The 23,946-nt window shown below is 72.8% G+C and carries 18 protein-coding genes; 5 read left to right on the top strand and 13 right to left on the bottom strand.

Annotated features, from left to right (window positions below):
* The first annotated feature begins 211 nt into the window (after positions 1–211).
* The gene (locus AB0I68_RS23325) at positions 212–1,828 is read left to right on the top strand and encodes a sensor histidine kinase (RefSeq protein WP_363179275.1); all 1,617 of its coding nucleotides are present in this window, start codon (positions 212–214) and stop codon (positions 1,826–1,828) included.
* A complete protein-coding gene (locus tag AB0I68_RS23320) occupies positions 1,825–2,532 on the top strand; it encodes a response regulator (RefSeq protein WP_363179274.1) in 708 nt (235 codons plus the stop codon). Before AB0I68_RS23325 ends, AB0I68_RS23320 begins: the two co-directional genes overlap by 4 nt.
* 19 nt (positions 2,533–2,551) lie before the next feature.
* On the opposite strand, the gene AB0I68_RS23315 is transcribed toward AB0I68_RS23320, so the two are convergent.
* The 3 genes from AB0I68_RS23315 to AB0I68_RS23305 form a co-directional block, all read right to left on the bottom strand.
* A complete protein-coding gene (locus AB0I68_RS23315) occupies positions 2,552–4,144 on the bottom strand; it encodes a cation acetate symporter (protein ID WP_363179273.1) in 1,593 nt (530 codons plus the stop codon).
* Entirely contained in the window at positions 4,141–4,638 is a 498-nt protein-coding gene (locus AB0I68_RS23310; protein ID WP_363179272.1) for a DUF485 domain-containing protein, read from the bottom strand. Before AB0I68_RS23310 ends, AB0I68_RS23315 begins: the two co-directional genes overlap by 4 nt.
* A gap of 138 nt (positions 4,639–4,776) precedes the next feature.
* Positions 4,777–6,897, bottom strand: a complete 2,121-nt coding sequence (locus tag AB0I68_RS23305) for a DNA topoisomerase IV subunit B (protein WP_363179271.1) — start codon at positions 6,895–6,897, stop codon at positions 4,777–4,779.
* A gap of 444 nt (positions 6,898–7,341) precedes the next feature.
* On the opposite strand from AB0I68_RS23305, the gene AB0I68_RS23300 reads away from it, so the two are divergent.
* A complete protein-coding gene (locus tag AB0I68_RS23300; RefSeq protein ID WP_030154305.1) occupies positions 7,342–7,575 on the top strand; it encodes a hypothetical protein in 234 nt (77 codons plus the stop codon).
* Between the two features lie 197 nt (positions 7,576–7,772).
* On the opposite strand, the gene AB0I68_RS23295 is transcribed toward AB0I68_RS23300, so the two are convergent.
* The 7 genes from AB0I68_RS23295 to AB0I68_RS23265 all read right to left on the bottom strand — a co-directional run bounded on the left by AB0I68_RS23295 (position 7,773) and on the right by AB0I68_RS23265 (position 18,365).
* On the bottom strand, positions 7,773–8,753 hold the full coding sequence (locus AB0I68_RS23295; RefSeq protein ID WP_363179270.1) for a serine protease: 981 nt from the start codon (positions 8,751–8,753) through the stop codon (positions 7,773–7,775).
* Positions 8,754–8,854: 101 nt separating this feature from the next.
* Entirely contained in the window at positions 8,855–10,429 is a 1,575-nt protein-coding gene (locus tag AB0I68_RS23290; RefSeq protein WP_363179269.1) for an RNA polymerase sigma factor, read from the bottom strand.
* A gap of 545 nt (positions 10,430–10,974) precedes the next feature.
* Positions 10,975–11,916 (bottom strand): FadR/GntR family transcriptional regulator, encoded by a 942-nt coding sequence (locus AB0I68_RS23285; protein ID WP_363179268.1) that lies wholly within the window; start codon positions 11,914–11,916, stop codon positions 10,975–10,977.
* 151 nt (positions 11,917–12,067) lie between these two features.
* Positions 12,068–13,873 (bottom strand): ABC transporter ATP-binding protein, encoded by a 1,806-nt coding sequence (locus tag AB0I68_RS23280; protein ID WP_363179267.1) that lies wholly within the window; start codon positions 13,871–13,873, stop codon positions 12,068–12,070.
* 197 nt (positions 13,874–14,070) lie between these two features.
* On the bottom strand, positions 14,071–14,817 hold the full coding sequence (locus AB0I68_RS23275; protein ID WP_363179266.1) for an NUDIX domain-containing protein: 747 nt from the start codon (positions 14,815–14,817) through the stop codon (positions 14,071–14,073).
* Positions 14,818–14,886: 69 nt separating this feature from the next.
* Positions 14,887–16,854, bottom strand: coding sequence for a glycogen debranching N-terminal domain-containing protein (locus tag AB0I68_RS23270; RefSeq protein WP_363179265.1), 1,968 nt, complete (start codon positions 16,852–16,854; stop codon positions 14,887–14,889).
* Between the two features lie 248 nt (positions 16,855–17,102).
* The gene (locus tag AB0I68_RS23265; protein WP_363179264.1) at positions 17,103–18,365 is read right to left on the bottom strand and encodes a DUF4192 domain-containing protein; all 1,263 of its coding nucleotides are present in this window, start codon (positions 18,363–18,365) and stop codon (positions 17,103–17,105) included.
* Positions 18,366–18,487: 122 nt separating this feature from the next.
* Here AB0I68_RS23265 and AB0I68_RS23260 point away from each other — a divergent pair, with 122 nt between their 5' ends.
* Positions 18,488–20,647, top strand: a complete 2,160-nt coding sequence (locus AB0I68_RS23260; protein WP_363179263.1) for a RecQ family ATP-dependent DNA helicase — start codon at positions 18,488–18,490, stop codon at positions 20,645–20,647.
* A 215-nt stretch (positions 20,648–20,862) separates the two neighbouring features.
* Positions 20,863–21,492, top strand: a complete 630-nt coding sequence (locus tag AB0I68_RS23255; RefSeq protein ID WP_363179262.1) for a hypothetical protein — start codon at positions 20,863–20,865, stop codon at positions 21,490–21,492.
* Positions 21,493–21,736: 244 nt separating this feature from the next.
* Here AB0I68_RS23255 and AB0I68_RS23250 read toward each other — a convergent pair whose 3' ends face one another.
* From AB0I68_RS23250 to AB0I68_RS23240, 3 genes are all read right to left on the bottom strand, one after another.
* Positions 21,737–22,396: a hypothetical protein gene (locus tag AB0I68_RS23250; RefSeq protein WP_363179261.1), complete on the bottom strand. Its 660-nt coding sequence runs from the start codon at positions 22,394–22,396 to the stop codon at positions 21,737–21,739.
* Positions 22,397–22,455: 59 nt separating this feature from the next.
* Positions 22,456–23,166, bottom strand: coding sequence for a ribonuclease HII (locus AB0I68_RS23245; RefSeq protein ID WP_363179260.1), 711 nt, complete (start codon positions 23,164–23,166; stop codon positions 22,456–22,458).
* A 69-nt stretch (positions 23,167–23,235) separates the two neighbouring features.
* On the bottom strand, positions 23,236–23,838 hold the full coding sequence (locus AB0I68_RS23240; protein ID WP_363179259.1) for a TetR/AcrR family transcriptional regulator: 603 nt from the start codon (positions 23,836–23,838) through the stop codon (positions 23,236–23,238).
* Positions 23,839–23,946 lie beyond the last annotated feature (108 nt).

Genomic DNA, 23,946 nt, shown 5'->3' with positions numbered 1-23,946 from the left:
GGCAGCCGGCTGATCAGCAGCGGATCGGCGCCCAGCGATAGCAATGTGCAGAATGTTGCGCATAAATTCCAGTGATTCACCAAGTTCGCTACTGCCCTGACCACAATTTCATGCCGTGATTCCCTGCACACACCGGGCGCGGATCGCGCAAGCCATTTGCGTGCACACGGGAAATTCCGCTTGGGCCGAAGGCGACCTACGGTTGCTGGTCATGCGGCTCCTCCACATGCGCGCTCGACGCCTCGGGCTGCCCAGACGGGCGGTCTCGCAGATCCTGCTGACCCAGCTGGCCATCGCCGCCGGGGTCGCCGTGCTGGCCACCGGGCTGTTCCTGGCCCCGCTCAGCGCGCAGCTCGACGACCAGGCCATGCGGCGGGCCCTGGCCATCGCCCAGAGCGCGGCGGCGGACCCGTCGCTGGCCACCGAACTCCTCGACTCCGGGCCGACGGCCGACAGCCCGGTGCAGGCCTCGGCCGAGCGGATCCGCCGGGCGACGGGCGCGGAGTACGTGGTCGTCATGGACACGGACGGCATCCGCCGCTCGCACCCCGGCACAGACCGGATCGGACTGCCCGTCTCCACCGACCCGAGTGACGTCCTCGCGGGCCGCGAGGTCATGGAGATCGACGAGGGCACGCTCGGCCGCTCCGCCCGCGGAAAGGTCCCGCTCATCGCGGCCGACGGGGAGATCGTCGGCGCCGTCTCCGTCGGCATCGCCTACGACAGCGTCCACGACCGGCTGCTCGGCGCCATCCCGGGCCTGCTCGCCTACGCGGGCGGCGCCCTCGCGGTAGGCGCGCTCGCCGCCTACCTGCTGTCCCGCCGGATCCAGCGGCAGACCCGCGACCTGGCGTTCTCCGACATCGCCGGACTGCTCGCCGAGCGCGAGGCGATGCTGCACTCCATCCGCGAGGGCGTGATCGCCCTCGACCGCGACGGCCGGGTCCGGCTCGTCAACGACGAGGCGGGCCGGCTGCTGGGCCTCGCGCCGGACACGGCCGCCACCCTCGCCGGGCAAGCGCTGGACGACGTACTGGGCGCGGGCCGTACCACCGACGTCCTCGCCGGCCGCGTCACCGGCCGCGATCTGCTCACCGTCCAGGGGCCCCGGGTCCTGGTCGCCAACCGGATGCCCACCGAGGACGGCGGCGCCGTCGCCACCCTGCGCGACCGCACCGAGCTGGAGCACCTCGGACGCGAGCTCGACTCCACCAAGGGCCTGATCGACGCCTTGCGCGCGCAGGACCACGAGCACGCCAACCGCCTCCACACCCTCCTCGGCCTGCTGGAGCTGGGCCTGCACGAGGAGGCGGTGGAGTTCGTCACCGAGGTCGTCGGGGTGCACCGCAGCACCGCCGAACAGGTCACCGAGAAGGTCCACGACCCCCTGCTGGCCGCCCTTCTGGTGGGCAAGGCGACCGTCGCGGCCGAGCGCGGTGTCCCGCTGCGCCTCGCCGACGCCTCCTTCCTGCCCGACTGCCTGGTCGACCCCGGCGGCCTCGTCACCATCACGGGCAACCTGGTGGACAACGCCCTGGACGCGGCGGCGGGCTCCGCGGCTCCCCTGGTCGAAGTCGAGCTGCGCGCCGAAGGCCGTACGGCTGTCCTCCGGGTCCGGGACAGCGGCCCCGGCGTCCCGGCCGGCAGCCGCGAGGAGATCTTCACCGAGGGCTGGTCGACCAAGCAGCCCAAGGCCCACCGCGAGCGCGGGCTGGGTCTGGCACTCGTACGCCGCCTCGCGGAGCGGCAGGGTGGCACGGCCCGGGCCGGCGAGGCAGCGGACGGAGGGGCGGAGTTCTCCGTCGTACTCCCGGAGGCCCTGCGATGAACGAGACCCCGAGCAGGGTTTATGACGTACTCGTCGTCGACGACGACGTGCGTGTTGCCCGGATCAACGCGGCGTACGTGGCGAAGGTTCCCGGCTTCCACGTCTGCGCCCAGGCCCATTCCGCGGCCGAGGCCCTGGCGTACCTCGACACCCACCCCGTGGATCTGATCCTCCTCGACCACTACCTCCCGGACGAGAACGGCCTTGACCTGGTCCGCCGGCTGCGCCAGCTCGGCCGCCGCACCGACGTGATCATGGTCACGGCCGCCCGTGACCTGGCCACCGTCCAGTCCGCCATGCGCCTCGGCGCCCTCCAGTACCTGGTCAAGCCCTTCACCTTCGCCGGCCTGCGCACCCGGCTGGAGGCGTACGGCTCCCTGCGCCGCACCCTGGAGACGGGCGGCGAGGCCGAACAGGCCGAGGTGGACCGGATCTTCGGCGCCCTCGCCACGGCCGGCTCCCCGAACGAACTGCCCAAGGGCCACTCCGCCACCACCGCCGAACTGGTCCGCCAAGTCCTGCGCTCCGCCGAAGGCCCGCTCTCCACCCAGCAGATCGCCGACCGCGCCGGCATCAGCCGCCAGACCGCCCAGCGCTACCTGAAGCTCCTGGAGCGCACCGGCCGGGTCACCCTGGCCCTGCGCTACGGCGAGACGGGCCGCCCCGAACACCGCTACTCCTGGCTCCCGTCCGAGGGCGCGTAGCCGACGGACGGGGAGGCGCTCAGACGGCCCCGGCGCCGGTCAGGGAGCGGACCTCCGTCTCCGCGTGCTTCGCCGCGTCCGGCTCCTCCGCCGAGGTGACCGTGCCCATCCAGCCCGCCAGGAAGCCCAGCGGGATCGAGACCAGGCCCGGGTTCTGCAGCGGGAAGAACTGGAAGCTCACCCCCGGGAAGAGGGAGTCCGGGCTGCCGGAGACCACCGGCGACAGGACGACCAGCACCACCGCCGGAACCAGCCCCCCGTACACCGACCACACAGCGCCCCGCGTGGTGAAGGAGCGCCAGAACAGCGAGTACAGCAGCACCGGCAGATTGGCCGAAGCCGCCACCGCGAAGGCCAGCCCCACCAGGAACGCCACGTTCAGGTCCTGGGCGAGCAGCCCCAGGGCGATCGCCACCGCCCCGACCCCGACGGCCGCCGCCCTGGCCACCGCGACCTCGCTGCGCTGGCGCGCATGGCGGCGCTTGAGCGAGGCGTACAGGTCGTGCGCCACCGATGCCGAGGACGCCAGCGTGATCCCGGCGACCACGGCCAGGATCGTGGCGAAGGCGATCGCCGCCACGATGGCGAACAGCACCGCGCCCCCGGCCGAACGGGCCCCGCCGCCCAGGAAGGCCGCGAGCAGCGGAACCGCCGTGTTCCCCGAGGCGTTGGAGGCCCGCACCTCGTCCGGGCCCACCAGCGCGGCCGCCCCGAACCCGAGCACGATGGTCATCAGGTAGAACCCGCCGATCAGCGCGATCGCCCACACCACCGACCGGCGGGCCGCCCGCGCGGTCGGCACCGTGTAGAACCGCGACAGGATGTGCGGGAGCCCGGCCGTCCCGAGGACCAGCGCGAGGCCGAGGCTCATGAAGTCGAAGCGGGCGGTCCAGTCGCCGCCGTACTTGAGCCCCGGGCTCAGGAACCGCCGCCCGTGCCCGCTGCGCTCGGCGGCGCTGGTGAGCAGCTGGTCGAAGTCCCCGTGGAAGCGCAGCAGTACGAGCACGGTGAGGACGACGGCCCCGCCCATGAGCAGCACGGCCTTCACGATCTGGATCCAGGTGGTGGCCCGCATCCCGCCGAAGGACACGTAGACCACCATCAGCGCCCCGACCCCGATCACGGTCAGCGTCCGGGCTGCGGTGCCCGAATCACCGAGCAGCAGGCCCACGAGGCTGCCCGCGCCGACCATCTGTGCGACGAGGTACAGCACCGAGACGGTGACGGAGGAGATGCCGGCGGCGATCCGGACGGGCCGCTCGCTCATCCGGGCCGCGACCACGTCGGCCAGGGTGAAGCGCCCGCAGTTGCGGACCAGTTCGGCGACGAGGAACAGCACGACGAGCCAGGCGACGAGGAAGCCGACCGAGTACAGCAGGCCGTCGTAGCCGAAGAGGGCGATGAGGCCGGAGATGCCGAGGAAGGAGGCGGCGGACATGTAGTCGCCGGCGATGGCGAAACCGTTCTCCATCGGGGAGAACAGCCGCCCGCCGGCGTAGAACTCCTCGGCCGAGCCGTGCCGGTTGCGGCTGACCCAGGTGGTGATGCCCAGGGTGACCGCGATGAAGAGGCTGAACAGGATCAGCGCGAGGGTCTGGTGCTCGGTGGTCACCGGCCCGCCTCCCGGGTCCGGATCCGCCCCTGGCCGCGCTCCTGCTCGAAGACCGTCCACCGCAGGTCCAGCGCGGCCCGGTCCCGGCGCAGCCGCGCGTGCCGGGCGTACGCCCAGGTCAGCAGGAACGTGCTGAGGAACTGGCCGAGGCCCGCCAGCAGGGCGACGTTGACCGCCCCGATGACGGGCCGGGCCATGATGCCGGGTGCCATGGTGGCCGCGACCACGTAGGCGACGTACCAGAGGAAGAATCCGGCGGTCGCCGGGACGACGAACCTGCGGTAGCGGCTGCGGACCTCCTGGAAGGCGGCGCTGCGCTGCACTTCGAGGTAGATGTCGGATGCCCCGGGCGCGGCGCGGCCGCCGGCGGCCGGACGCGGGGGCGCCGGGTACTCGCCCTCCCCCTCGCCCTCCCCCCAGCCGACGGCGAGCGCGTCGTACCAGGGGTCGTCGAGCCGGATCGTTCCGGCGTCGGGACGTTCGTGCTTGTCCACCGAACTCTCCTTGTCCGCTGCCGCATTGGCCGCGTGTCCACAAGGATGTGCGGTATGGATGCATTCCGGACTGGTGTCCCGGTGCTCTTCACTCCAACAGGTGATGGAACGAAGAGCACCGGTGTGCCGGTGCGCCCGTCAGGCGTCGATGCGCGAGCGGTCCAGGGTCGCCGCGGAGCTCGTGATGAACTCCTTGCGCGGCGCCACCTCGTTGCCCATCAGCAGGTCGAAGACCTGCTCCGCGGAGTCCAGGTCGCCGATGTTGATCCGGCGCAGCGTACGGAACCGGGGGTCCATGGTGGTCTCCGCCAGCTGGTCCGCGTCCATCTCGCCGAGACCCTTGTAGCGCTGGATCGAATCCTTGTACCGGACGTTCTTGCGCTGGAATTCGAGCAGCGTCTGGCGCAGCTCGTTGTCCGAATACGTGTAGACGTACTTGTCCTGGCCCTTCTTGGGCTGGACGAGCTCGATCCGGTGCAGCGGCGGCACGGCGGCGAACACCCGGCCCGCCTCGACCATCGGCCGCATGTACCGCTGGAAGAGCGTCAGCAGCAGGCAGCGGATGTGCGCGCCGTCCACGTCGGCGTCGACGAGCAGGACGATCTTCCCGTACCGCGCGGCGTCGATGTCGAAGGTCCGGCCCGAGCCGGCTCCTATGACCTGGATGATCGCGCCGCACTCGGCGTTCTTGAGCATGTCCGAGACCGACGACTTCTGGACGTTCAGAATCTTGCCGCGGATCGGCAGAAGCGCCTGGAATTCCGAGTTCCGCGCGAGCTTGGCGGTGCCGAGGGCGGAGTCGCCCTCGACGATGAAGAGCTCGCTGCGCTCCACGTCGTCGCTGCGGCAGTCGGCCAGCTTCGCGGGCAGGGAGGAGGTCTCCAGCGCGGTCTTGCGGCGCTGCGCCTCCTTGTGCTGGCGGGCGGCGATCCGGGTCCTGGCGGCCGCGACGATCTTCTCCATCACGGCGCGGGCCTGCTGCTTGTCGTCACGCTTCGTGCTGGTCAGGAAGGCCTTGAGCTCCTTGGCGACCACGGCCGCGACGATCCGGGCGGCCGCCGAGGTGCCGAGCACCTCCTTGGTCTGGCCCTCGAACTGCGGCTCGGCCAGCCGGACGGTGACGACCGCCGTCATGCCCTCCATCGCGTCGTCCTTGACCACGTCGTCCTCGGCGACGCGCAGCAGCTTCGCCGAGCGCAGCACCTCGTTCACGGTCTTGGCGACCGAGCGCTCGAAGCCGGTGATGTGGGTGCCGCCCTTGGGGGTGGCGATGATGTTGACGAAGGACTTGACCTGCGTCTCGTACCCGGTTCCCCAGCGCAGGGCGATGTCCACGCCGAGCTCGCGGGTGACCTCGGTGGGGGTCATGTGGCCGCGCTCGTCGAGGACGGGGACGGTCTCCTTGAAGGTGCCCTGGCCGGTCAGGCGCAGCACGTCGCAGACGGCCTTGTCCTGCGCGAGGTAGTCGCAGAACTCGCTGATGCCCCCGTCGAAGCGGAAGGTCTCCTCGGTCTTGCCGGCCCCGTCGACGGCGCGCTCGTCGCGGACGACGATGGTCAGGCCGGGGACGAGGAAGGCGGTCTGGCGGGCGCGCTGGTAGAGCGTCTCGAGGGAGAGCCGGGCGTCCTTGAGGAAGATCTGCCGGTCGGCCCAGTAGCGGACACGGGTGCCGGTCTTGCCCTTGGCGACCCGCTTGACCTTGCGCAGGCCGTTGGCGGGGTCGAACGGGCTGTCGGGGCCCTGCTCGGTGAACATCCCGGGGACGCCGCGGCGGAAGCTGATCGCGTGGGTGGAGCTGTTGCGGTCGACCTCGACGTCCAGACGGGCGGACAGGGCGTTGACCACGGAGGCGCCGACACCGTGCAGGCCGCCGGAGGCCGCGTACGAGCCGCCGCCGAACTTGCCGCCGGCGTGCAGCTTGGTCATGACGACCTCGACGCCGGACAGCCCGGTCTTGGGCTCCACGTCGACGGGGATGCCGCGGCCGTTGTCCCGGACCTCGACCGAGGCGTCCTCGTGGAGGATCACCTCGATGTGGTCGCAGTAGCCGCCCAGGGCCTCGTCAACGGCATTGTCGATGATCTCCCAGAGGCAGTGCATGAGGCCTCGGGAGTCGGTGGACCCGATGTACATACCGGGGCGCTTGCGGACGGCCTCGAGGCCCTCGAGGACGAGCAGGTGCCGCGCGGTGTAGTTGGAGCCGTCCCGGTCTGCTCCGGACAGCAGCGCGCTGGAAGGCACGGACGTGTCGGCGGTCACGCAGTTCGCTCCTCGCTGAATTTCTTTTTCTGGCCCGTTGGGCGCAGGGTGGCTCGGTTGCCGGTCGAAGGGTACCGAGGCCTGGTAGAGCCGATGCAACGCCACCCTCGCGCTTCATCAGCCTAGTGCAGGACCGCACGGGTGTTCGATCCCTCGGGGGAGTGAAGCAAACATCACGTTCCCTTCCAGGCATGAACCATTTAGGGTTCGGGCACGTCCTCATTCACAACCGGCACCCACGCCGGGGAGGATGGAACTGCGACAAGCGAACGACTGACAACGCGAAACCGTAAAGCAACGCAATACGGCTCCTTCGCCGCCAACCGGCAACAGCCGGCCAGCTTCGGAAGGAAGTTTCGAGGAAAAGCCGCGAGCGGGAACGTTTTCGGCCTGGTTGGATGTTGACCCTGGTACGACAGCTCGTCGAGCTAGAGAAGAGGCGACGTGACTACTGTTCTGACACCCGCGACCCCGCTGACGGCCGCTGACCGATGCGACCGTTGCGGCGCCCAGGCATATCTGCGCGTCGTCCTGCTGAGCGGCGGTGAACTGCTGTTCTGCGCCCACCACGGGCGTAAGTTCGAGCCGGAACTCAAGAAGATCGCCGCGGATATACAGGATGAGACCGAGCGGCTCACGTCCGCTCCGACGGCCAATGCCGACACCGAGGACCGCTGACACAGGCCTATACCTCGCATCCGACGAGCCAGGACCGGCCAGGCCGGTCGACGGGCGGCACCTCTGAGACCCAGGGGTGCCGCCCGTCCTCACATCCGGAGCCCCGGGGCCCTGCGGTCTCCGGTCAGCGGCTAGGGGGTGTCCGGCGGATCAGGGCCGGATAGGCCCGGGCCCGGCCATGATCCGCCGGACACCCCCTAGCGGCCCTTGCGGCGGCGCAGTCCCCCCGGTGCTCCCGAGGCGCCCGGCGGCTCGCCCGTCACATGCCCCCGTGCGGGCCGTGCAGGCGGTCCGGAGCCCCTTTGGGCACCCCATGCGATGTCATGGCCGACGCGTTGCCGCGCGGCCGTCTCCGGGGCTGTCACGAAGCCGGTGAGCGGCGCGATCTTCGTGTACACCCCCGGGCTGTCGGGGCGCCCGCAGCCTCGCCCCCAGGACACCAGCCCGATGAGCCGGCCCTGGGCGACAAGCGGCCCGCCGCTGTCCCCCTGGCAGGCGTCCCTCCCGCCGTCGCGGTGCCCCGCGCACACCATGGACTCCGGCCGGTACTGCCCGTCCGCGTCCCCCGGGTAGGCACGCCGGCAGACCTCGTCCGCCAGCACCGTCACCCGCGCGGCGCGCAGCGCGTACGCGTAGTCACCAAATCCGCTCGTGTCGCCCCAGCCGTACACGGCCGCTTCGCCGCCCGCCGCGTAGCCGGGATGTCCGTCCCCCGCCATGGGGAGCACGTAGTGCGCGGGCACGGCCTCGTCGAGCTCCAGAACGGCCAGGTCCCCCGCATTGCTGCGTGCGTCGTATCCCGGGTTCACCCGGGCCGAGCGGACCGCGATCTCCCGGCCCTCGGCCGCCCGGAGCTCCGTACGCCCGGTGATCACCCGGAAGTCGGGGACGGACTCGATCGGGCCGCCCAGCACCTGGCGGCCCAGGCAGTGGGCCGCGGTCAGCACCTTCGTCGGGCCCACGATGACGCCCCCGCAGAACTGGCCGCCCCGCGTACCCCCGAACCGGTCACGGCTGGCGAGGGCCACCACCCAAGGGCTGTCGGCCGCCTTCACCGGCTTCCCGCCGATCACCACACTGTCCGCGGCTGCGTGCGGCGCCTGGGCCAGCGGCGCCGCGGCCGCTCCCGCCACCAGGGTCAGCGCGCCCGCCAGAGCACGGGCAAAGGGACGACGCATGAGGCCTCCTGACTCTGAGTGTGCATGACTCCACCCAGAGTGGGACGCCAAGTGGCCGTGCGCACCCGCGCACGGCCACCTCGGTACGGCCCTCGGCCCGGTCAGTCCAGGTAGTCGCGCAGGACCTGGGAGCGGGACGGGTGGCGCAGCTTCGACATCGTCTTGGACTCGATCTGACGGATCCGCTCGCGCGTGACGCCGTAGACCTTGCCGATCTCGTCGAGGGTCTTCGGCTGTCCGTCGGTGAGGCCGAAGCGCATCGAGACCACGCCGGCCTCGCGCTCGCTCAGCGTGTCGAGCACCGAGTGCAGCTGCTCCTGCAGGAGCGTGAAGCTCACGGCGTCCGCCGGGACGACCGCCTCGGAGTCCTCGATGAGGTCACCGAACTCGCTGTCGCCGTCCTCGCCGAGCGGCGTGTGCAGGGAGATCGGCTCGCGCCCGTACTTCTGGACCTCGATGACCTTCTCGGGGGTCATGTCGAGTTCCTTGGCCAGCTCCTCCGGGGTGGGCTCGCGACCCAGGTCCTGGAGCATCTGGCGCTGGACACGGGCCAGCTTGTTGATGACCTCGACCATGTGCACCGGGATGCGGATGGTGCGGGCCTGGTCGGCCATGGCGCGCGTGATCGCCTGCCGGATCCACCAGGTCGCGTACGTGGAGAACTTGTAGCCCTTGGTGTAGTCGAACTTCTCGACCGCGCGGATCAGGCCCAGGTTTCCCTCCTGGATCAGGTCCAGGAAGAGCATGCCGCGGCCGGTGTAGCGCTTGGCCAGGGAGACCACGAGGCGGAGGTTGGCCTCCAGCAGGTGGTTCTTGGCGCGGCGGCCGTCCTCGGCGATGATCTCCAGCTCGCGCTTGAGCTTGGGTGCCAGCTTGTCGGAGTTCGCCAGCTTGTCCTCGGCGAACAGGCCCGCCTCGATCCGCTTGGCGAGCTCGACCTCCTGCTCGGCGTTGAGGAGGGGGACCTTGCCGATCTGCTTGAGGTAGTCCTTGACCGGGTCGGCGGTGGCGCCGGCCACGGCGACCTGCTGGGCCGGGGCGTCGTCCTCGTCATCGGAGATGACGAAGCCCTTGCTCTCGCCGCTGTCCTCTTCCTCCTCGGCTTCCGCCTTGGCGGCGCCGGGGCCCTCCTCGAGGGGCTCCTCCTCGCCGGCCTCGTCGGCGTCCTTCTTGGAGGCGGTCTTCTTCGCCGCCGTCTTCTTGGCGGCGGTCTTCTTGGCGGGTGCGGCCTTCTTGGCCGCCGTCTTCTTCGCCGCCGTCTTCTTCGCGGCGGGCTCGGTTCCGGGCTCCTCTGCGAGAGCGTCCACGGACTCCGGGTCCACCGTTTCGGCCGCAGGTGCCGCGGCGGCGACGGTCCGCGCAGCCGTCGTCTTCGCCGCGACGGTCTTCGTGGCCGTCCGCTTGGCCGGGGTCTTCGCTGCGACGCTCTTGCGGGTGGTGCGCTTGGGCGACTCCGCGGCACTGACCATCAGCGTCACACCCTCTTCCTCGAGGATCTGGTTGAGGCTGCGCAGAACATTCTTCCACTGGGTCGCAGGAATCTGGTCAGCCTCGAAGGCCCGACGCACGTCATCGCCGGCGATCTGCCCCTCGGCCTTGCCCCGCTCGATGAGCGCCATCACAGACTCGGAATCGGCGATCTCCGGCGGGAGCGTACGGGATGTGCTGGCCGACACGAACAACCTCTCGGAACGATGGAAACGGCTTCCGACCCCGGCCGGGTGGTGCTGGACCGGAGCCGACGACCACCGACTGGGGATGGGCCGGGGGCGCGGGCAGGGGCCGGGGAGCTGCACAGCGCCCGCAAGGGCTGCTGTCTTCCCTCCGTCGGCCATCACCTCTCTAGGTCATCGCTTGACCTCGCGGAGTGTTACGCCCAATTCTTCGTGGCCCGAGTCACACCCCGATTGCCCCGCTGCCGGTCATACGGTCATACGCAGGGGCCCGGACGCGGCCGGATGCCGTCGCGCGAGGTCGCGGGCCGTGCGACGTCGCCGACGGGTGCACGAGGTCGGCCCCCGCCGGGGCCGATGTCCGCTGACCCGCGCTCGAAGGCCCGCGCATGCCGCCGCCGAGCTGTGATCGAAGGCCTGCGCACGCCGGTGCCGCCGAGCCGTCTCCCCGGCTACCGCCAGGAGGTACCCCCGCCGAACTCCGTCCCGGGTACCTCCAGGGCCCGGCGACACGTGCGAGCACTCCCGCGCCGCCGTCCGTCCGCCCGTCAGTGCTCGCGCGGGGCCGGGACCACGCGCTCGACCTCCGGATGCACCGTCAGGAGCTGACGCATCGCGTTCTCGGAGCCCGTCGCGTCGCCGGCGGCGAGGGCCTCGACGATCCGCGCGTGGTGCGCGACGCACGCCTCGCTCGGGCGGTCGCAGGCGGTGACGGGACTTCCGGAGACCTGGAGCGCGGCGGAGACGATGCCGGAGAGGTGCTCCAGCATGCGGTTGCCCGCGACCTGGATGAGGAGCGCGTGGAACTCGTTGTCGGCGCGCGCGAAGGTGATCGCGTCGCCCTGACCGAGGGCGTGGCCCATGATCTCGACCATGTCGGCGAGGCGCTGCTGGATGTCGGGGCGGCCGTGGCCGGCGGCGAGGCGGGCGGCGAGCGGCTCGATGGTCCAGCGGAGCTCGTTGAGCTCGCGGCGCTGGTCGTCGCGCTGGGGGCCGAATGCGCGCCATTCGATGATGTCGGGGTCGAGCAGGTTCCAGTCGGCGACCGGCCGGACGCGGGTGCCGACGTTGGGGCGGGCGCTGACGAGGCCCTTGGCCTCCAGCACGCGCAGCGATTCGCGGACCACCGTGCGGGAGACCTCGAAGCGCTGGCCGATCTCCTCGGGGACGAGCGGGCGGTCTGCGCCGAGGTCGCCGGAGACGATCATCTGGCCGAGCTGCTGGACGAGTTGGCCGTGCAGTCCGCGGCCGCGGCTGCCTGCCGCGCGGCGGCCGACCCGGCTCAACTCGACGTCGGCGCCGTCCCAGTGGGGCGCTCCGACGCGGTCGGTCCCGGAGGCTTCCGCGTAGGGGTAGCGGTCGAGTTCGCCCGGGCCGGCGAGGCCGGAGTCGGCATGGCGGGCGGCGGTCATCATGGTGTGCGCAAGGGTACTCACGAATCCTTTGTCGGCCTTGCCTCCATGACCCTTGAGGTCTTTGGTGAAAAGCACACGAAAGGGTGATCGGCGCCACCTACGCAATTGACGACTTATCGTAAAGAACCGGGCTCTTTGCGGGGAGTTGCGGTCCGGTTCATGTGATGCGGACCAGTTCGGTCCCGTTGGGACTTTCTCCGGCACCGGAACGATCACGAACGGTCCCTTACCAACGGACGCGGCTGCGCAGTCCTGTGAACCCATAGGCGCACAACAGGACCATCAGCGACAACACCAGTGCGGTGCCGACAGGTTGGGCCATCATCCGCAAGGCCCCCACGACCAGCCGGTCCGCCTCCGGGGGCCACTGCGCCCAGACCAGCCCGCGCAGCCGGGCCGCGAGTCCGCTCGCCGGGTACGCGGACGGACCCTCCAGCGCCTTGCGTACGAGCGGAACGACCACGACCGGTACGGCGAGCACGGCGGCCAGGCCCGCGGCGGCCGACCGGAAGACGCCGGAGGCCAGCACGCCGGCCCAGGCACAGCCGATGAGCAGCCCGGCCCAACTCGCGGCCGGGGAGACCCATTCCGCGGGGGTGCGCAGCGGGCCGCGGTCGAAGACGAGCTTCAAGGCGGCGGCGTCGGCGGCGACCGCGAGCGCGCCGAACACCAGGGCGAGGCCGGCGCAGACGGCGAGTTTGGCGGCAAGCAGGCCCATCCGGCGCGGCACGGTGCCGCGGTCGGCCGCGAGCGCGGGGTAACGGTACTCCTCGCCGAAGGCCAGGGCGCCGAGCAGCCCTGCGCCGAGGGCGGCGGGGGGCAGCGGCAGCAGCTCCGGCCAGGCGGCGAGCAGCCGGTTCTGCGGGGTGCCGCCGGCCCGGGCCAGCACCAGGGCGGTGACGGCGGAGACGGCGACGACGACGGCTGCGGTGAGGGCGGGCGTGGCGGTACCGAAGACCCGGCGCAGCTCGTAGCGCAGCGGCCGCAGCGGCCCGCCCACCCGGCGCACCGTCGAGGCCGGGCGCCCGCTGTGGGCGGCCGAGCGGCTGCCGCCGGGGGTGGGCAGGCAGCCGGCTTCGGCCGGGGCGGAAGCGTTCGCCGGGTCCCCGCCGGGCTCGGTGCGTGCCTGCGGCACCGGCGGTACGGGCGGGCGCGGTGCGCCGGCGTCCCCGGTCTCGTCGGCGAGCTGGTGGACCAGCACACCGTGCCGGAACGCCGCTTCGCCGACTTCCGCGCAGCTGCTGCCGTACACCGACAGGCGGCTGCCGGTCTCCTCGACGATCTCCACCGCGCGCCGGGCGGCCCGGGCCTCCCGGCCGAGTACGTCGGCGAGCCGGGCGGCGTGCGGGCTGCGCACGGCGACCCGCGGCCGCAACCGGGTACGGGCGAACTCGGCTGCGTCCTGGTCGGCGACGAGCCGGCCTGCCTCGATGCTGACGACCCGGTCCGCGCTGCGGGCGGCCTCCTTCGCGTCGTCGGTGGTGAAGAGCACCGCGCCGCCGAGGGAGGCGTGGCCGCGCAGCAGCCCGTGCAGCCAGCCGCGTTCGCGGGGCGAGAGTCCGGCGGCGGGCTCGTCGAGGAGCAGCGTGCACGGGTCGGCGAGCAGTGCCGCGGCCAGTCCCACCCGGCGGTCCATGCCGAGCGAGAGCGAGCCGAGCCGCTGGTCGCGCAGGCCCGCGATGCCGACGACCTCCAGCATGGTGTCGGCCCGGGAGGCCGGCACCCCGGCGGCGGCGCACAGCATCCGCAGCTGGCCCCGGACGGTCCGCGCCGGGTTGCCCGGGACGTCGCCGAACAGCACTCCGACCTCACGGCCGGGATGCGGGATCCGGTGCAGCGGGCGTCCGCGGAAGTAGGTGACGCCGCGGCCCGGTTCGAGTTCGAGCATGAGCCGCAGCGCGGTGGTCTTGCCCGATCCCGGTTCGCCGAGGAGGGCGGTCACGGTCCCCGGGCGGGCCTCGAACGTGAGGTCGTCCACCAGGGGCGGGAGGTCTCGACGGGGTGTGCTGGTGAGTCCGATGGCCTGGAGCATCGCTTCTCTCGCGGGGGGTGAGACCGCACTGCGGCAACGTGAGTACCGCAAGCAAGATAACGCGATATATCCGATTTTCGGTGCACCCAGGGTGCGTTCGCACCCGTGTCGGCCACGGCCCGGCTCTCGGCGTGGAGAGCGGTGCCGGCGACTGTGCGGGGGGCGACGCCGGTGGCGAGGGCGCGGGTGGCGGAGCCTCAGACTTCCGGGCGCAGCATCGGCGGGTTGAGCAGGGTCGCCCCGCCGGCCCGGAACAGCTGGGCGGGCCGGCCGCCCTGACGGGTCGTCGTCCCCCCGGCCGGCACCAGGAACCCGGGGGTACCGGTGACCTTGCGGTGGAAGTTGCGGGGGTCGAGGGCCACGCCCCACACGGCCTCGTAGACCCGCCGCAGCTCGCCGACGGTGAACGCGGGCGGGCAGAAGGCCGTGGCCAACGAGGAGTACTCGATCTTGGAGCGGGCCCGCTCGACGCCGTCGGCGAGGATCCGGGCGTGGTCGAAGGCGAGCCCCGAGGCCGCCTCGTCCTCGACGGGGAGGAGCTCCTCGATGGGGGCCCAGCGCGCGCTGTTGGCGTCTCCGCCCGCCCGGGGTGCGGGCAGGTCCGGAGCCAGGACCAGATGCGCCACGCTGACGACACGCATGCGCGGATCGCGCTTCGGATCCCCGTACGTGGCCAGCTGTTCGAGGTGCGCCCCGTTGCCCGCGCCGGGCTCGGCCGGATCGTGGGCGCACAGGCCGGTTTCCTCGGAGAGCTCCCGGGCCGCGGCCGCGGCCAGGTCCTCGTCTCCGCGCACGAAGCCGCCGGGCAGGGCCCAGCGTCCCTGGAACGGCTGCTCACCCCGCCGGACGACCAGCGCACACAGCGCGTGGCGCCGCACGGTGAGCACGACCAGGTCGACGGTGACAGCGAAGGGCGGATAGGCCGACGGGTCGTAGGGCGACATGCCGCGATCATAGTCGTCTGCCTGACGATAAACAGAGCTTTGGTGATCCCGGAGGCGGCGATCGCCAGGCTACCCGCCCAGTTGGAGCGCATTGGCCGCCTCCTCCACCATGCCGAGGCCGAGCCGGCTGATCCGGACGGCGAACGGTTCACCCGAGACCCGCAGGCCGGAGAACCGGAGGGCGCCGAGGGGAGCACCGGGCAGCGGGGCGAGGGCGACCGTGCCCGCAGGGGCGTCGGGACGGATCCCGGCGAGGGCGGTCAGTGCGTGAACCCCGGCGGCAGCGGCCACCGCTGCGGGGCGGCAGGCCGCCGGGTGCGGAAGCGGGGCGCTGCCCGCGGTGCGCTGCTCGGCGGCGTACATCTCCGGCAGCCGGTACCCGAAGCTCTCCGCCGCGTCCAGCAGGCCCCGCAGCAGTCCGGCGGCCTCCTTCTCGAAGCCGGCCTGGGCCAGCCCGACGACCGCCACGGCGCTCTCGTACGCCCGCACCGCGCCCGAGCGGTGGCCGAAGGGGTTGTGCCCCGGCTCCCGGAACGCCATGCTCCGCAGCCCCCATCCGGAATCCATGGCGGGGGCCCCGAGGAGGCGGGCGAGCTGTTCGGTGCGGACCGGGTCCAGCAGCCCCGGGGCGAGCCGGCCGCCGCCCAGCAGGCCGGTGTCCAGGAGGTGGGCGGCGGCCCCCGTCAGGCGGGGCAGGGGCCGCCCGTCGGGGTGCAGCGCCGCCGCGGGCCGTCCGCCGTCCGGGCCGTCGATCCAGAACCCGTCCCGGAACCGCTCCCGCAGCGCGGCCGCCCACTCGCGCCACTCCTCGGCGCCGGGCCGCCCGCATCCGGCGAGCAGGTCGGCCCCGAGCAGCGCGGCCCGGTGGGCGTGGGTCTGGGTCTCGCAGCGTCGGGGCCCGGGATCGGGATCGGCCAGGAACCCGTCCTGCCCCAGGGCGCCGCGCAGCCAGTCCAGGCACCGCTCGGCCGCCGGGAGGAGCCGCGCCACCTCCTCCTCGGGCATCCCCCAGCGCCGGGCCTCGGCGAGCACCGCCGGGAAGGCGAGTGTCGCCTCGATGCCGGTGCACCCCGGCGGCAGTTGCGGACCCGCCGCGCGCAGCGGCCCCGGGATCTTCCCGGCGTCGGTGCCACGGCCGCCGGTCTGAGTCCGGGCGAGGGTGCGCAGGGTGGCCGCGGCCAGCCCGGTCCCGAGCGGCAGCGCCATCCTGGCGGCCCAGAGGGACTCCGCCGGAGCCAGCCCGAGCCGCCAGGGCACCCCGGCCGCGGCGAAGGCGTCGGCCGGCTCCTCGCGATCCCGCATCAGCAGCGCGCCGAGGTCCTCGACGCTCGTGCGGAACCAGGCCTCGACGCGAGGGTCGTCCCCCTCGGCCCGGGCGTCGGCCAGCGGATTGGCCACCCGCCCCGCCGGTGCCCGTGCCGTGCGGTCCTGTGTGGTCCGCAGCACGATGGTGCGGGACTCGCCCGGCCCCAGTTCGAGCTGCCAGCGCAGCAGCCCCGCCGAGGCGAGCGCGTCGTCCGGGGCGGGCTCGGCCGCGGTGACGGCCTGAGCCTCCCCGGTGCTCCAGCGCAGCCCGGCGGCGTGCACCCCGGCCGGCAGTTCGGGCCCGGCCCGGCCGGCGGCCACCGCGGCCAGCTCGGCCAGGTCGGTGCCGAGCGACACCTCCACCGGGAGGCGCAGCGGCCGGGCCGTGAAACTGCGCAGGGTGATCCGCTCGGTGCCATCCGCGTGGCGGACCCGTTCCACGCCGATGTCGGGGTCGGGGCCCGCTTCGGCGCCGGTACGGACGGTCGCGGTGAAGACGGCCCGGTCGGATCCGAGGCTGCGTCCCTGGACGGCGACCGGGTCCCGGCCGCCGACCCGGAGCACACAACGGGAGAGCAGCCTCCGCCCGGAGCGGTAGATCCCGTCGATCCCCCGTCCGGTCAGCTGGCCGTGCTCCGGCGAGATGACCAGGCAGGGCGCGGCGACGCAGATGACGGCGCCGTGCACGGGCGGGAGCTCGGTCCTGCGGGCGGGCGGTACGGAGTGGGCCATGGGTCGCCTTGTCTGGGCTGTCTGCGCTCCGGCCGGTTTCGCTGGGCGGCGCGGCCGGGCCCCCGCCACCCTCCAGCTGAACGCCCCTGCCCCCGCCCGGGTCACGGGCCCCGGTGGCGGCTGCGCCCGTACAGAGCCGTGCCGGTGAGGGATCCGCCGCCGAACGGCGGTGATCACGACGTTCCGGATCCGCCGCACGGGATTCACCCGGCCCGGGCCCACACCCCGGCCCCGGACCCGGTCCCGCCTCACTGGTCGCTCCCCGCGGTGCGGCGGGTCTCGCGGCGGGGCTGAGCTTCCCGGCGGCCCGGAGGGCGGGTGGTGGCCGCCGCGCGCTTGCGGCGGGGTTCCCGGCGCCGCCGCTCCTCCCGCAGGCAGGCCCGCAGCCCCTCCGGGTCGATGCCCTCGTTGCAGGCGTGGTGGAGCAGCTGGGCGAAGCGGTACTCGGCGTCGGCCCGCAGGGCCAGCCCGAGGGCGATCCGGGCGGTCGGCTCGTCCCCGGTGGACCACGAGACCCAGCCGGCGAGGGTGAGCGGGGCTGCCGCGTGCTCCCCGTAGGCCCCGACGCAGCGGCGGGCCAGCGCCCGCCACAGCCGCAGGGCGGGGGCTGCCTCTTCGCCCTCCATCCACTCGGCCGCGACATCCCGGATCTCGCGGTCCTGGAGGCCGAGGATCAGTGTGGCGGCCTCGTCGTGGCCGAGCAGCGCGTCGTCCCAGTCGTCGGCTCCCGGGCCGCCCTCGACGGGCGGGGCCAGGGTCATCCGCTGCATCAGGGTCCGGGCCAGTGTGATGCTCTCCGCACCGACCTCCTGCCGGGTGGCTCCCGCGAGGATCTTCGGCACGAGGGCTGCGGCCGCCCGGTCCAGGGCCCGCTCCATCTCCACCGCCACACCGCCGCGCAGCGGTGCCAGCCGGCTCTCGATCTCCCGGAGCGAGCCCCTGACCTGGAGTCCGGCGAAGGTGGCGGTCGCCGCCATCACCGAGGTACCGGTCGCGGCCAGCGGGCTGCCCTCGGCCGGGCAGCACCGCTCGTCGGGGCAGCAGTAGGACCAGTACCGGCCGCCGGAGATGCACAGCGCCTCCATCACGGGCACGTCGAGCGCGCCGCAGGCCAGCCGGATGCGTTGGGCCAGCGGCCGCAGCCGGGTCATCACCCGCTGGCCGCTCTCGCCGCCGGCCGGGTCCTGGCAGAGGAAGACGACGATGCCGTCGGGCTTGCCGCCACGCCGCTCGCTGCCCCGGATCAGGCAGTCCGCGACCTGCCGGGCGGTGTCCTCCCATTCCGCGGGGGCCGAGGGGATGCCGACGCGGAGCCGGCCGCCGAAGCGGCCGCCCTCGCCGTGCACGGCGACCATGACGAGGGAGTCGCTGGGATGGAAGCCGAGCATGTAGGGCAGCGCGTCGGCCAGTTCGGCCGGGCTGCGCAGGGTGATCCGGGGGTCGAGGGCGGGTCCGGACGGGCTGAAGGAGGGCCGGTCGGACGGGGTGCGTGATTCACGGTCGTTCGTCATGCCCCGACGGTCCCGCGGACGACGGGATCCGGAAAGCCCTGTGGATAAGTGTTGATCATTCAACATCCACAGGTTCAGGGCGCCATTGGCGCGATGTCGTAGCCATCGGGTTGCATGGGGGCATGAACGCAGACCTGAGGACCTCGGCCGACTCCGTACTGGCCCGTCTCGTGGGCGACCCCACGGGCACCGCCCGACTGCGCGAGGACCAGTGGCTCGCGATCGAGGCCCTCGTCGCGGACAAGCGGCGGGCGCTGGTGGTGCAGCGCACAGGCTGGGGCAAGTCCGCGGTGTACTTCGTCGCCACCTCGCTGCTGCGGGCGAACGGCGCCGGTCCCACCGTGATCGTCTCCCCGCTCCTCGCGCTGATGCGCAATCAGGTAGAGGCCGCCGCCCGCGCCGGGATCCACGCCCGCACCATCAACTCCGCCAATCCCGAGGAGTGGGAGGGGATCCAGGCGGAGGTCGCGGCGGGCGAGGTCGACGTCCTGCTGGTGAGCCCCGAGCGGCTCAACAACCCCGATTTCCGCGACCAGGTGCTGCCCAAGCTGTCCGCCGCGACGGGCCTGCTCGTCGTGGACGAGGCCCACTGCATCTCGGACTGGGGGCACGACTTCCGCCCCGACTACCGGCGCCTGCGCACGATGCTGGCCGACCTTCCGCCCGGTGTCCCGGTGCTGGCCACGACCGCCACGGCCAACGCCCGCGTGACCGCCGACGTCGCCGAGCAGCTGGGCACCGGAGCCGGCACGGACGCGCTCGTGCTGCGCGGCCCGCTGGACCGCGAGAGCCTGAGCCTCGCCGTGCTGACCCTGCCCGACGCGGCGCACCGGCTGGCCTGGCTCGCCGACCACCTCGGCGAGCTCCCGGGCTCCGGAATCATCTACACGCTTACGGTGGCGGCCGCCGAGGAGGTCACCGCGTACCTGCGCCACCGCGGGCACACGGTCTCCTCGTACACCGGCAAGACGGAGAACGCCGACCGCCAGCAGGCCGAGGACGATCTCCAGGCGAACCGGGTCAAGGCCCTGGTGGCCACCTCGGCGCTGGGCATGGGCTTCGACAAGCCCGACCTGGGGTTCGTGGTGCACCTGGGCTCGCCGTCCTCTCCCATCGCCTACTACCAGCAGGTCGGCCGCGCCGGCCGTGGGGTGGAGCACGCGGAGGTGCTGCTGCTGCCCGGCCGGGAGGACGAGGCCATCTGGCAGTACTTCGCCTCGGTCGCTTTCCCGCCGGAGCAGCAGGTACGCCGCACTCTCGAGGTCCTGGCCCAGGCGGGCCGGCCGCTGTCGCTGCCCGCCATGGAGCCGCTGGTCGACCTGCGGCGCACCAGGTTGGAGACGATGCTCAAGGTCCTCGACGTTGACGGCGCGGTGCACCGGGTCAAGGGCGGCTGGACCTCGACGGGCGAGCCGTGGGTGTACGACGCCGAGCGCTACGCCTGGGTGGCACGTCAGCGGGCCGCCGAACAGCAGGCGATGCGGGACTACGCGGCGTCCACCGGCTGCCGGATGGAGTTCCTGCGCCGCCAGTTGGACGACGAGGAGGCCGCGCCCTGCGGCCGCTGCGACAACTGCGCCGGGGCCCGGTTCACGGCGGACGTCTCGGCCACCGCGCTCGACACGGCGCGCGGGGAGCTCGGCCGGCCCGGCGTGGAGCTGGAGCCCCGCAAGATGTGGCCGACCGGGCTGGCTGCGGTCGGCGTGGACCTCAAGGGCCGCATCCCTGCCGGGGAACAGGCCTCCACCGGACGGGCGCTGGGCCGGCTGTCCGACATCGGCTGGGGCAACCGGCTGCGTCCGATGCTCGCGGCGCAAGCTCCAGACCAGCCGATTCCGGACGATGTGGCGCAGGCCGTGGTGGCGGTACTCGCCGACTGGGCCCGAGGCCAGGGCGGTTGGGCCTCCGGGGCCCCGGACGCGCCCGCCCGGCCCGTGGGCGTGGTGGCCCTCCCCTCACACAGCCGGCCTCAGCTGGTCGGCTCGCTGGCCGCGCGGATCGCGGAGGTCGGACGGCTTCCGCTGCTCGGGGCGCTCGCGTACACGGATCAGGCCCCGCAGTTCGGCCTGCCCTCCTCCAACAGCGCACAGCGCGTGCGCGCACTCCACCAGGCCTTGACCGTGCCTCCGGCGCTGGCGTCGAGTCTGGCGGAGGCAGCAGGGCCCGTACTCCTCGTGGACGACCGGGCGGAGAGCGGCTGGACCCTCGCGGTGGCCGCCCGGCTGCTGCGGCGGGCAGGCGCGAAGGGAGTGTTTCCGCTGGTACTGGCGCTTCAGCCATAGCCGAATGAGTCAACTTCGGCGTGACGGGGCAAGGATATGAACGGCATACCGGCGAATTCCGGTCGGCGGCGCCAATTGCTCGTTGCCGCATGCTCACGGGCCACGCGAGAATCGGAGTGCTCCCGCTCGGCTCGACGGCGCTCTCCTGGGCCGCGCCGCGGCGTGCCCGCACTCCAGCTGTGCCCGTCCGCGGGCGTGTACCCGAAGGGAGGACCGTGACCTTCGGATTCGCCCCGCCCTCGACCACGTCTCTGACAACGGCAGTCGGCGGCGCCAGCCGGCACGGCCGACTGCTGGAACCCGCCGAGTGGACAGCGGCGGGTGTCCCCCTGCTGCGCAATCCGCGCGAGGTCGTCAGCGGGCTCCACTCCCGGCACAGTCCGGTGCCCTCGACCGCGATGATCGCCGTACTCGGCCCCGAGGAACAGCTCGTCGCGAGCGTCTCCTTCGTCCAGCGATCGGCCTCGGCCGACGGCTGGGAGTACCGCAACGCCCTGCTCTCCGGGCTGCGCCGGGTCATCCCGCACGACCTGCGACGCCGGACCCCGGTGCGCACGGCGGTGCTGCTGTACTGCCGCGAGGGCGACGAGCGGTGGACCGAGGAGGACGGCGCCTGGATGTGGGGGCTGCGGGACGCCTGCACCCTGCACGGGCTGCGCTGCGGCGCGTACATCACGCTGACCCGCGGCGGCTGGCAGGTGCTGGGCGAAGGCCGGGGCGGCCGGCGGCCCAGCTCCGACTCGCGGCCCGAGCGCCTCGGGGACACCGTGGCCGAGTTCCCCGCGGTGGCCCTGCGCACCGGCGGTGGCGCGACCGAGGTCCTGCGCCGAACCGCCGCGCGCTGAGGCCCGCAGACCCGGCCACATCCGTACGCCGACTCGCCGGCGCCAGTACCGAGGCACCCGCCCGCACCCGTACGGACCACGCACACGAGACGACTGAGGCACCTTCAGCACACGGAGTCACCACGCGCGGGCAGCCCTCACGGCCGTACACCCTGGAGCGGGCGTACGGCAGGTCAGGCCTCGGGCTTCAGCGGGGCCGGCTCCCGGCCAGCCCCGCCCCTTGCCCGTGCCGGGGTACGGGGCGTCAGACGCCCGCGCCCAGCACCGAGTTGATCTGCTGCGGGTCGCCGCACACGATGAGCAGCGCACCGGCCCGCGTGAGCGCGGTCGGCAGGGCGGCGGCGGTCGCCCCGACCGGTCCGCCGTTGGCCGCGAAGACCACGACGGGACGGCCCGCGGCGCGCTCGACCTGCGCCGCGTCCGCGTAGAAGACGTCGTCCCCGGCGTCGTGCAGGGCCCAGTACGCGGCCTCGCCGAAGGACAGCTCGTGCGCGGCCCACGGGTGCGGGTCACCGGTGGTGAGCACCAGGATGTCGCCGGGCGCGCGCCCGGTGTCGAGCAACAGGTCGACGGCCTCTTCGGCCGCGTCCAGCGCGCCCTCGGCGGAGGCCGGGATCAGCTGGATCTGCGGCACCGCCGCGGAGACGGACGGTGCGGTGGGGGTTGTGGGAACGGGCCCGGGGGTGGCCTGCGACGCGCGCTGTGCGGGCGGTGCGGGCCTGGAGGTACCGCCCGCACGGCCTGCGGCTGCGGGGGAGGGACCGGGACGTCCGGGCCGCGGAACGGCGGCGGGACGCGGACCAGGTACGGGGCGGGGGGTCTGCGCGGTGCGGCTCGCGGCCGGCGTGACGCGGGGACCCTGGGCACTCTCGTGAATCTGAGGCTCCTCGGGGGTGAGAGGCATGAGTTGATGTCTATCAAACACCGGTACGAAACGTACCGGTGGGTGGCACGTGGGTGCGATCAGAAATCGAAGCCGAGTTGGCCTCCGTTTTCCAGCTCCATCGATTCCTCGCTGCGGCGCACCTTCTTGAGGTGGCGCCACCGGGGCAGCGCATCGAGGTACGACCACGAGAGCCGGTGATATGGGGTGGGCCCCAGCTCCTCCAGCGCGGCCCGGTGCACGGGCGAGGGGTATCCGGCGTTGTGACCGAAGGCGAAGTCCTCGATTCCACCGCCCTGTTGACCGAGTTCGGCCATCATGCGGTCGCGCCTGACCTTGGCGATCACCGAGGCCGCGGCGACGGAGACGCAGGACTGGTCACCCTTGATCACCGTACGAACCCGCCAGGGCGGCCCGAGATAGTCGTGCTTGCCGTCGAGGATCACCGCTTCGGGGCGCACGGGCAGCGCCTCCAGGGCGCGCTCCGCGGCGAGCCGCAGGGCGGCGGTCATCCCGAGTCCGTCGATCTCCTCCGGGGAGGCGTGCCCCAGGGCGTAAGCGGTGACCCAGTCCTCCAGGACGTCGAGGAGCGCATCGCGTCGCTTGTGGGTGAGCAGTTTGGAGTCGGTGAGCCCTGCGGGCGGCCGGCGCAGACCGGTGATCGCCGCGCATACGGTGACGGGACCGGCCCAGGCCCCTCGTCCGACTTCGTCGACCCCGGCGATGACCTTGGCACCGGTGGTTGCACGGAGGGAGCGTTCGACGGTGTGGGTGGGTGCTTCGTACGGCATGGCGCCAGCAAGGTTACGCCGCCCGGAGCCGCCTGCACACCCCGGCCCGGGTGGAGTCCGCACGGCGTCTCACGCCCTGAGCAGCGGCACCATCACCTGATCGATCATTTCCGCGATGTCCGGATCCGCCCATTCGCTCCCGCACACCTTCGCGCGGTACATCATCATCGCCGGAATGACGTCGGCGACAAACGGATCCGTCGCATCCGGCCGCACGTCTCCCCGCTCGATCCCCCGCTGGACAAGCTCCCTGATCAGGCGGTGGGCCGGCTCGTGCAGCCCCGACCTGATGACGTCATGGAACCGGCCCGCATGGGCATGATCGCATTCGTGAAGGACCGCACGCAGCGCCTGGCCGGTGCGCGATTCCATCACGTCCCGCATCCGCACACACAACCGGAGGAGGTCACCCCGGATCGATCCGTGGTCGGCGATCCCTCCGATCGGCGGCAGCCCGGTCCGCAGCACCTCGGCCACCAGGTCCGCCTTCGAGGGCCAGCGCCGGTACACCGCCGCCTTGCCGGTGTGCGCGCGGGCCGCGACACCCTCCATGGTGAGCGCGTTCCAGCCGACGGTGCTCAGCTGCTCCAAGGCCGCGTCGAGGATCGCCCGTTCGAGCTCCTGACCCCGCCGGCGCCCCGATGCCGTCGCTGACCAGCGCGAACCCACCATCGCCCCTACCTCCGACCGACTCACGCGCCCCCCATACGCATTTTCAGCCTTAGTGAACGGTTGCGTTCCCTATCAAGGGCCTCCTACCGTGGACCCTCAGTGAACGAA

Origin of the sequence: Streptomyces sp. NPDC050448, assembly GCF_040655295.1 — a bacterium.
GTDB lineage: Bacteria > Actinomycetota > Actinomycetes > Streptomycetales > Streptomycetaceae > Streptomyces.
The sequence above is the reverse complement of the archived record's forward strand: the minus strand, read 5'-3'. Positions and strand labels throughout refer to the sequence as shown.

What these genes read in the sequence shown, in the direction of transcription:
- AB0I68_RS23325 (WP_363179275.1), top strand. Translation starts at nt 212, where the DNA reads ATGCGGCTCCTCCACATGCGCGCTCGACGCCTCGGGCTGCCCAGACGG.
- AB0I68_RS23260 (WP_363179263.1), top strand. Translation starts at nt 18,488, where the DNA reads ATGAACGCAGACCTGAGGACCTCGGCCGACTCCGTACTGGCCCGTCTC.
- AB0I68_RS23320 (WP_363179274.1), top strand. Translation starts at nt 1,825, where the DNA reads ATGAACGAGACCCCGAGCAGGGTTTATGACGTACTCGTCGTCGACGAC.
- AB0I68_RS23270 (WP_363179265.1), bottom strand. Translation starts at nt 16,854, where the DNA reads ATGGCCCACTCCGTACCGCCCGCCCGCAGGACCGAGCTCCCGCCCGTG.
- AB0I68_RS23275 (WP_363179266.1), bottom strand. Translation starts at nt 14,817, where the DNA reads ATGTCGCCCTACGACCCGTCGGCCTATCCGCCCTTCGCTGTCACCGTC.
- AB0I68_RS23265 (WP_363179264.1), bottom strand. Translation starts at nt 18,365, where the DNA reads ATGACGAACGACCGTGAATCACGCACCCCGTCCGACCGGCCCTCCTTC.
- AB0I68_RS23280 (WP_363179267.1), bottom strand. Translation starts at nt 13,873, where the DNA reads ATGCTCCAGGCCATCGGACTCACCAGCACACCCCGTCGAGACCTCCCG.
- AB0I68_RS23250 (WP_363179261.1), bottom strand. Translation starts at nt 22,396, where the DNA reads ATGCCTCTCACCCCCGAGGAGCCTCAGATTCACGAGAGTGCCCAGGGT.
- AB0I68_RS23245 (WP_363179260.1), bottom strand. Translation starts at nt 23,166, where the DNA reads ATGCCGTACGAAGCACCCACCCACACCGTCGAACGCTCCCTCCGTGCA.
- AB0I68_RS23295 (WP_363179270.1), bottom strand. Translation starts at nt 8,753, where the DNA reads ATGCGTCGTCCCTTTGCCCGTGCTCTGGCGGGCGCGCTGACCCTGGTG.
- AB0I68_RS23240 (WP_363179259.1), bottom strand. Translation starts at nt 23,838, where the DNA reads ATGGTGGGTTCGCGCTGGTCAGCGACGGCATCGGGGCGCCGGCGGGGT.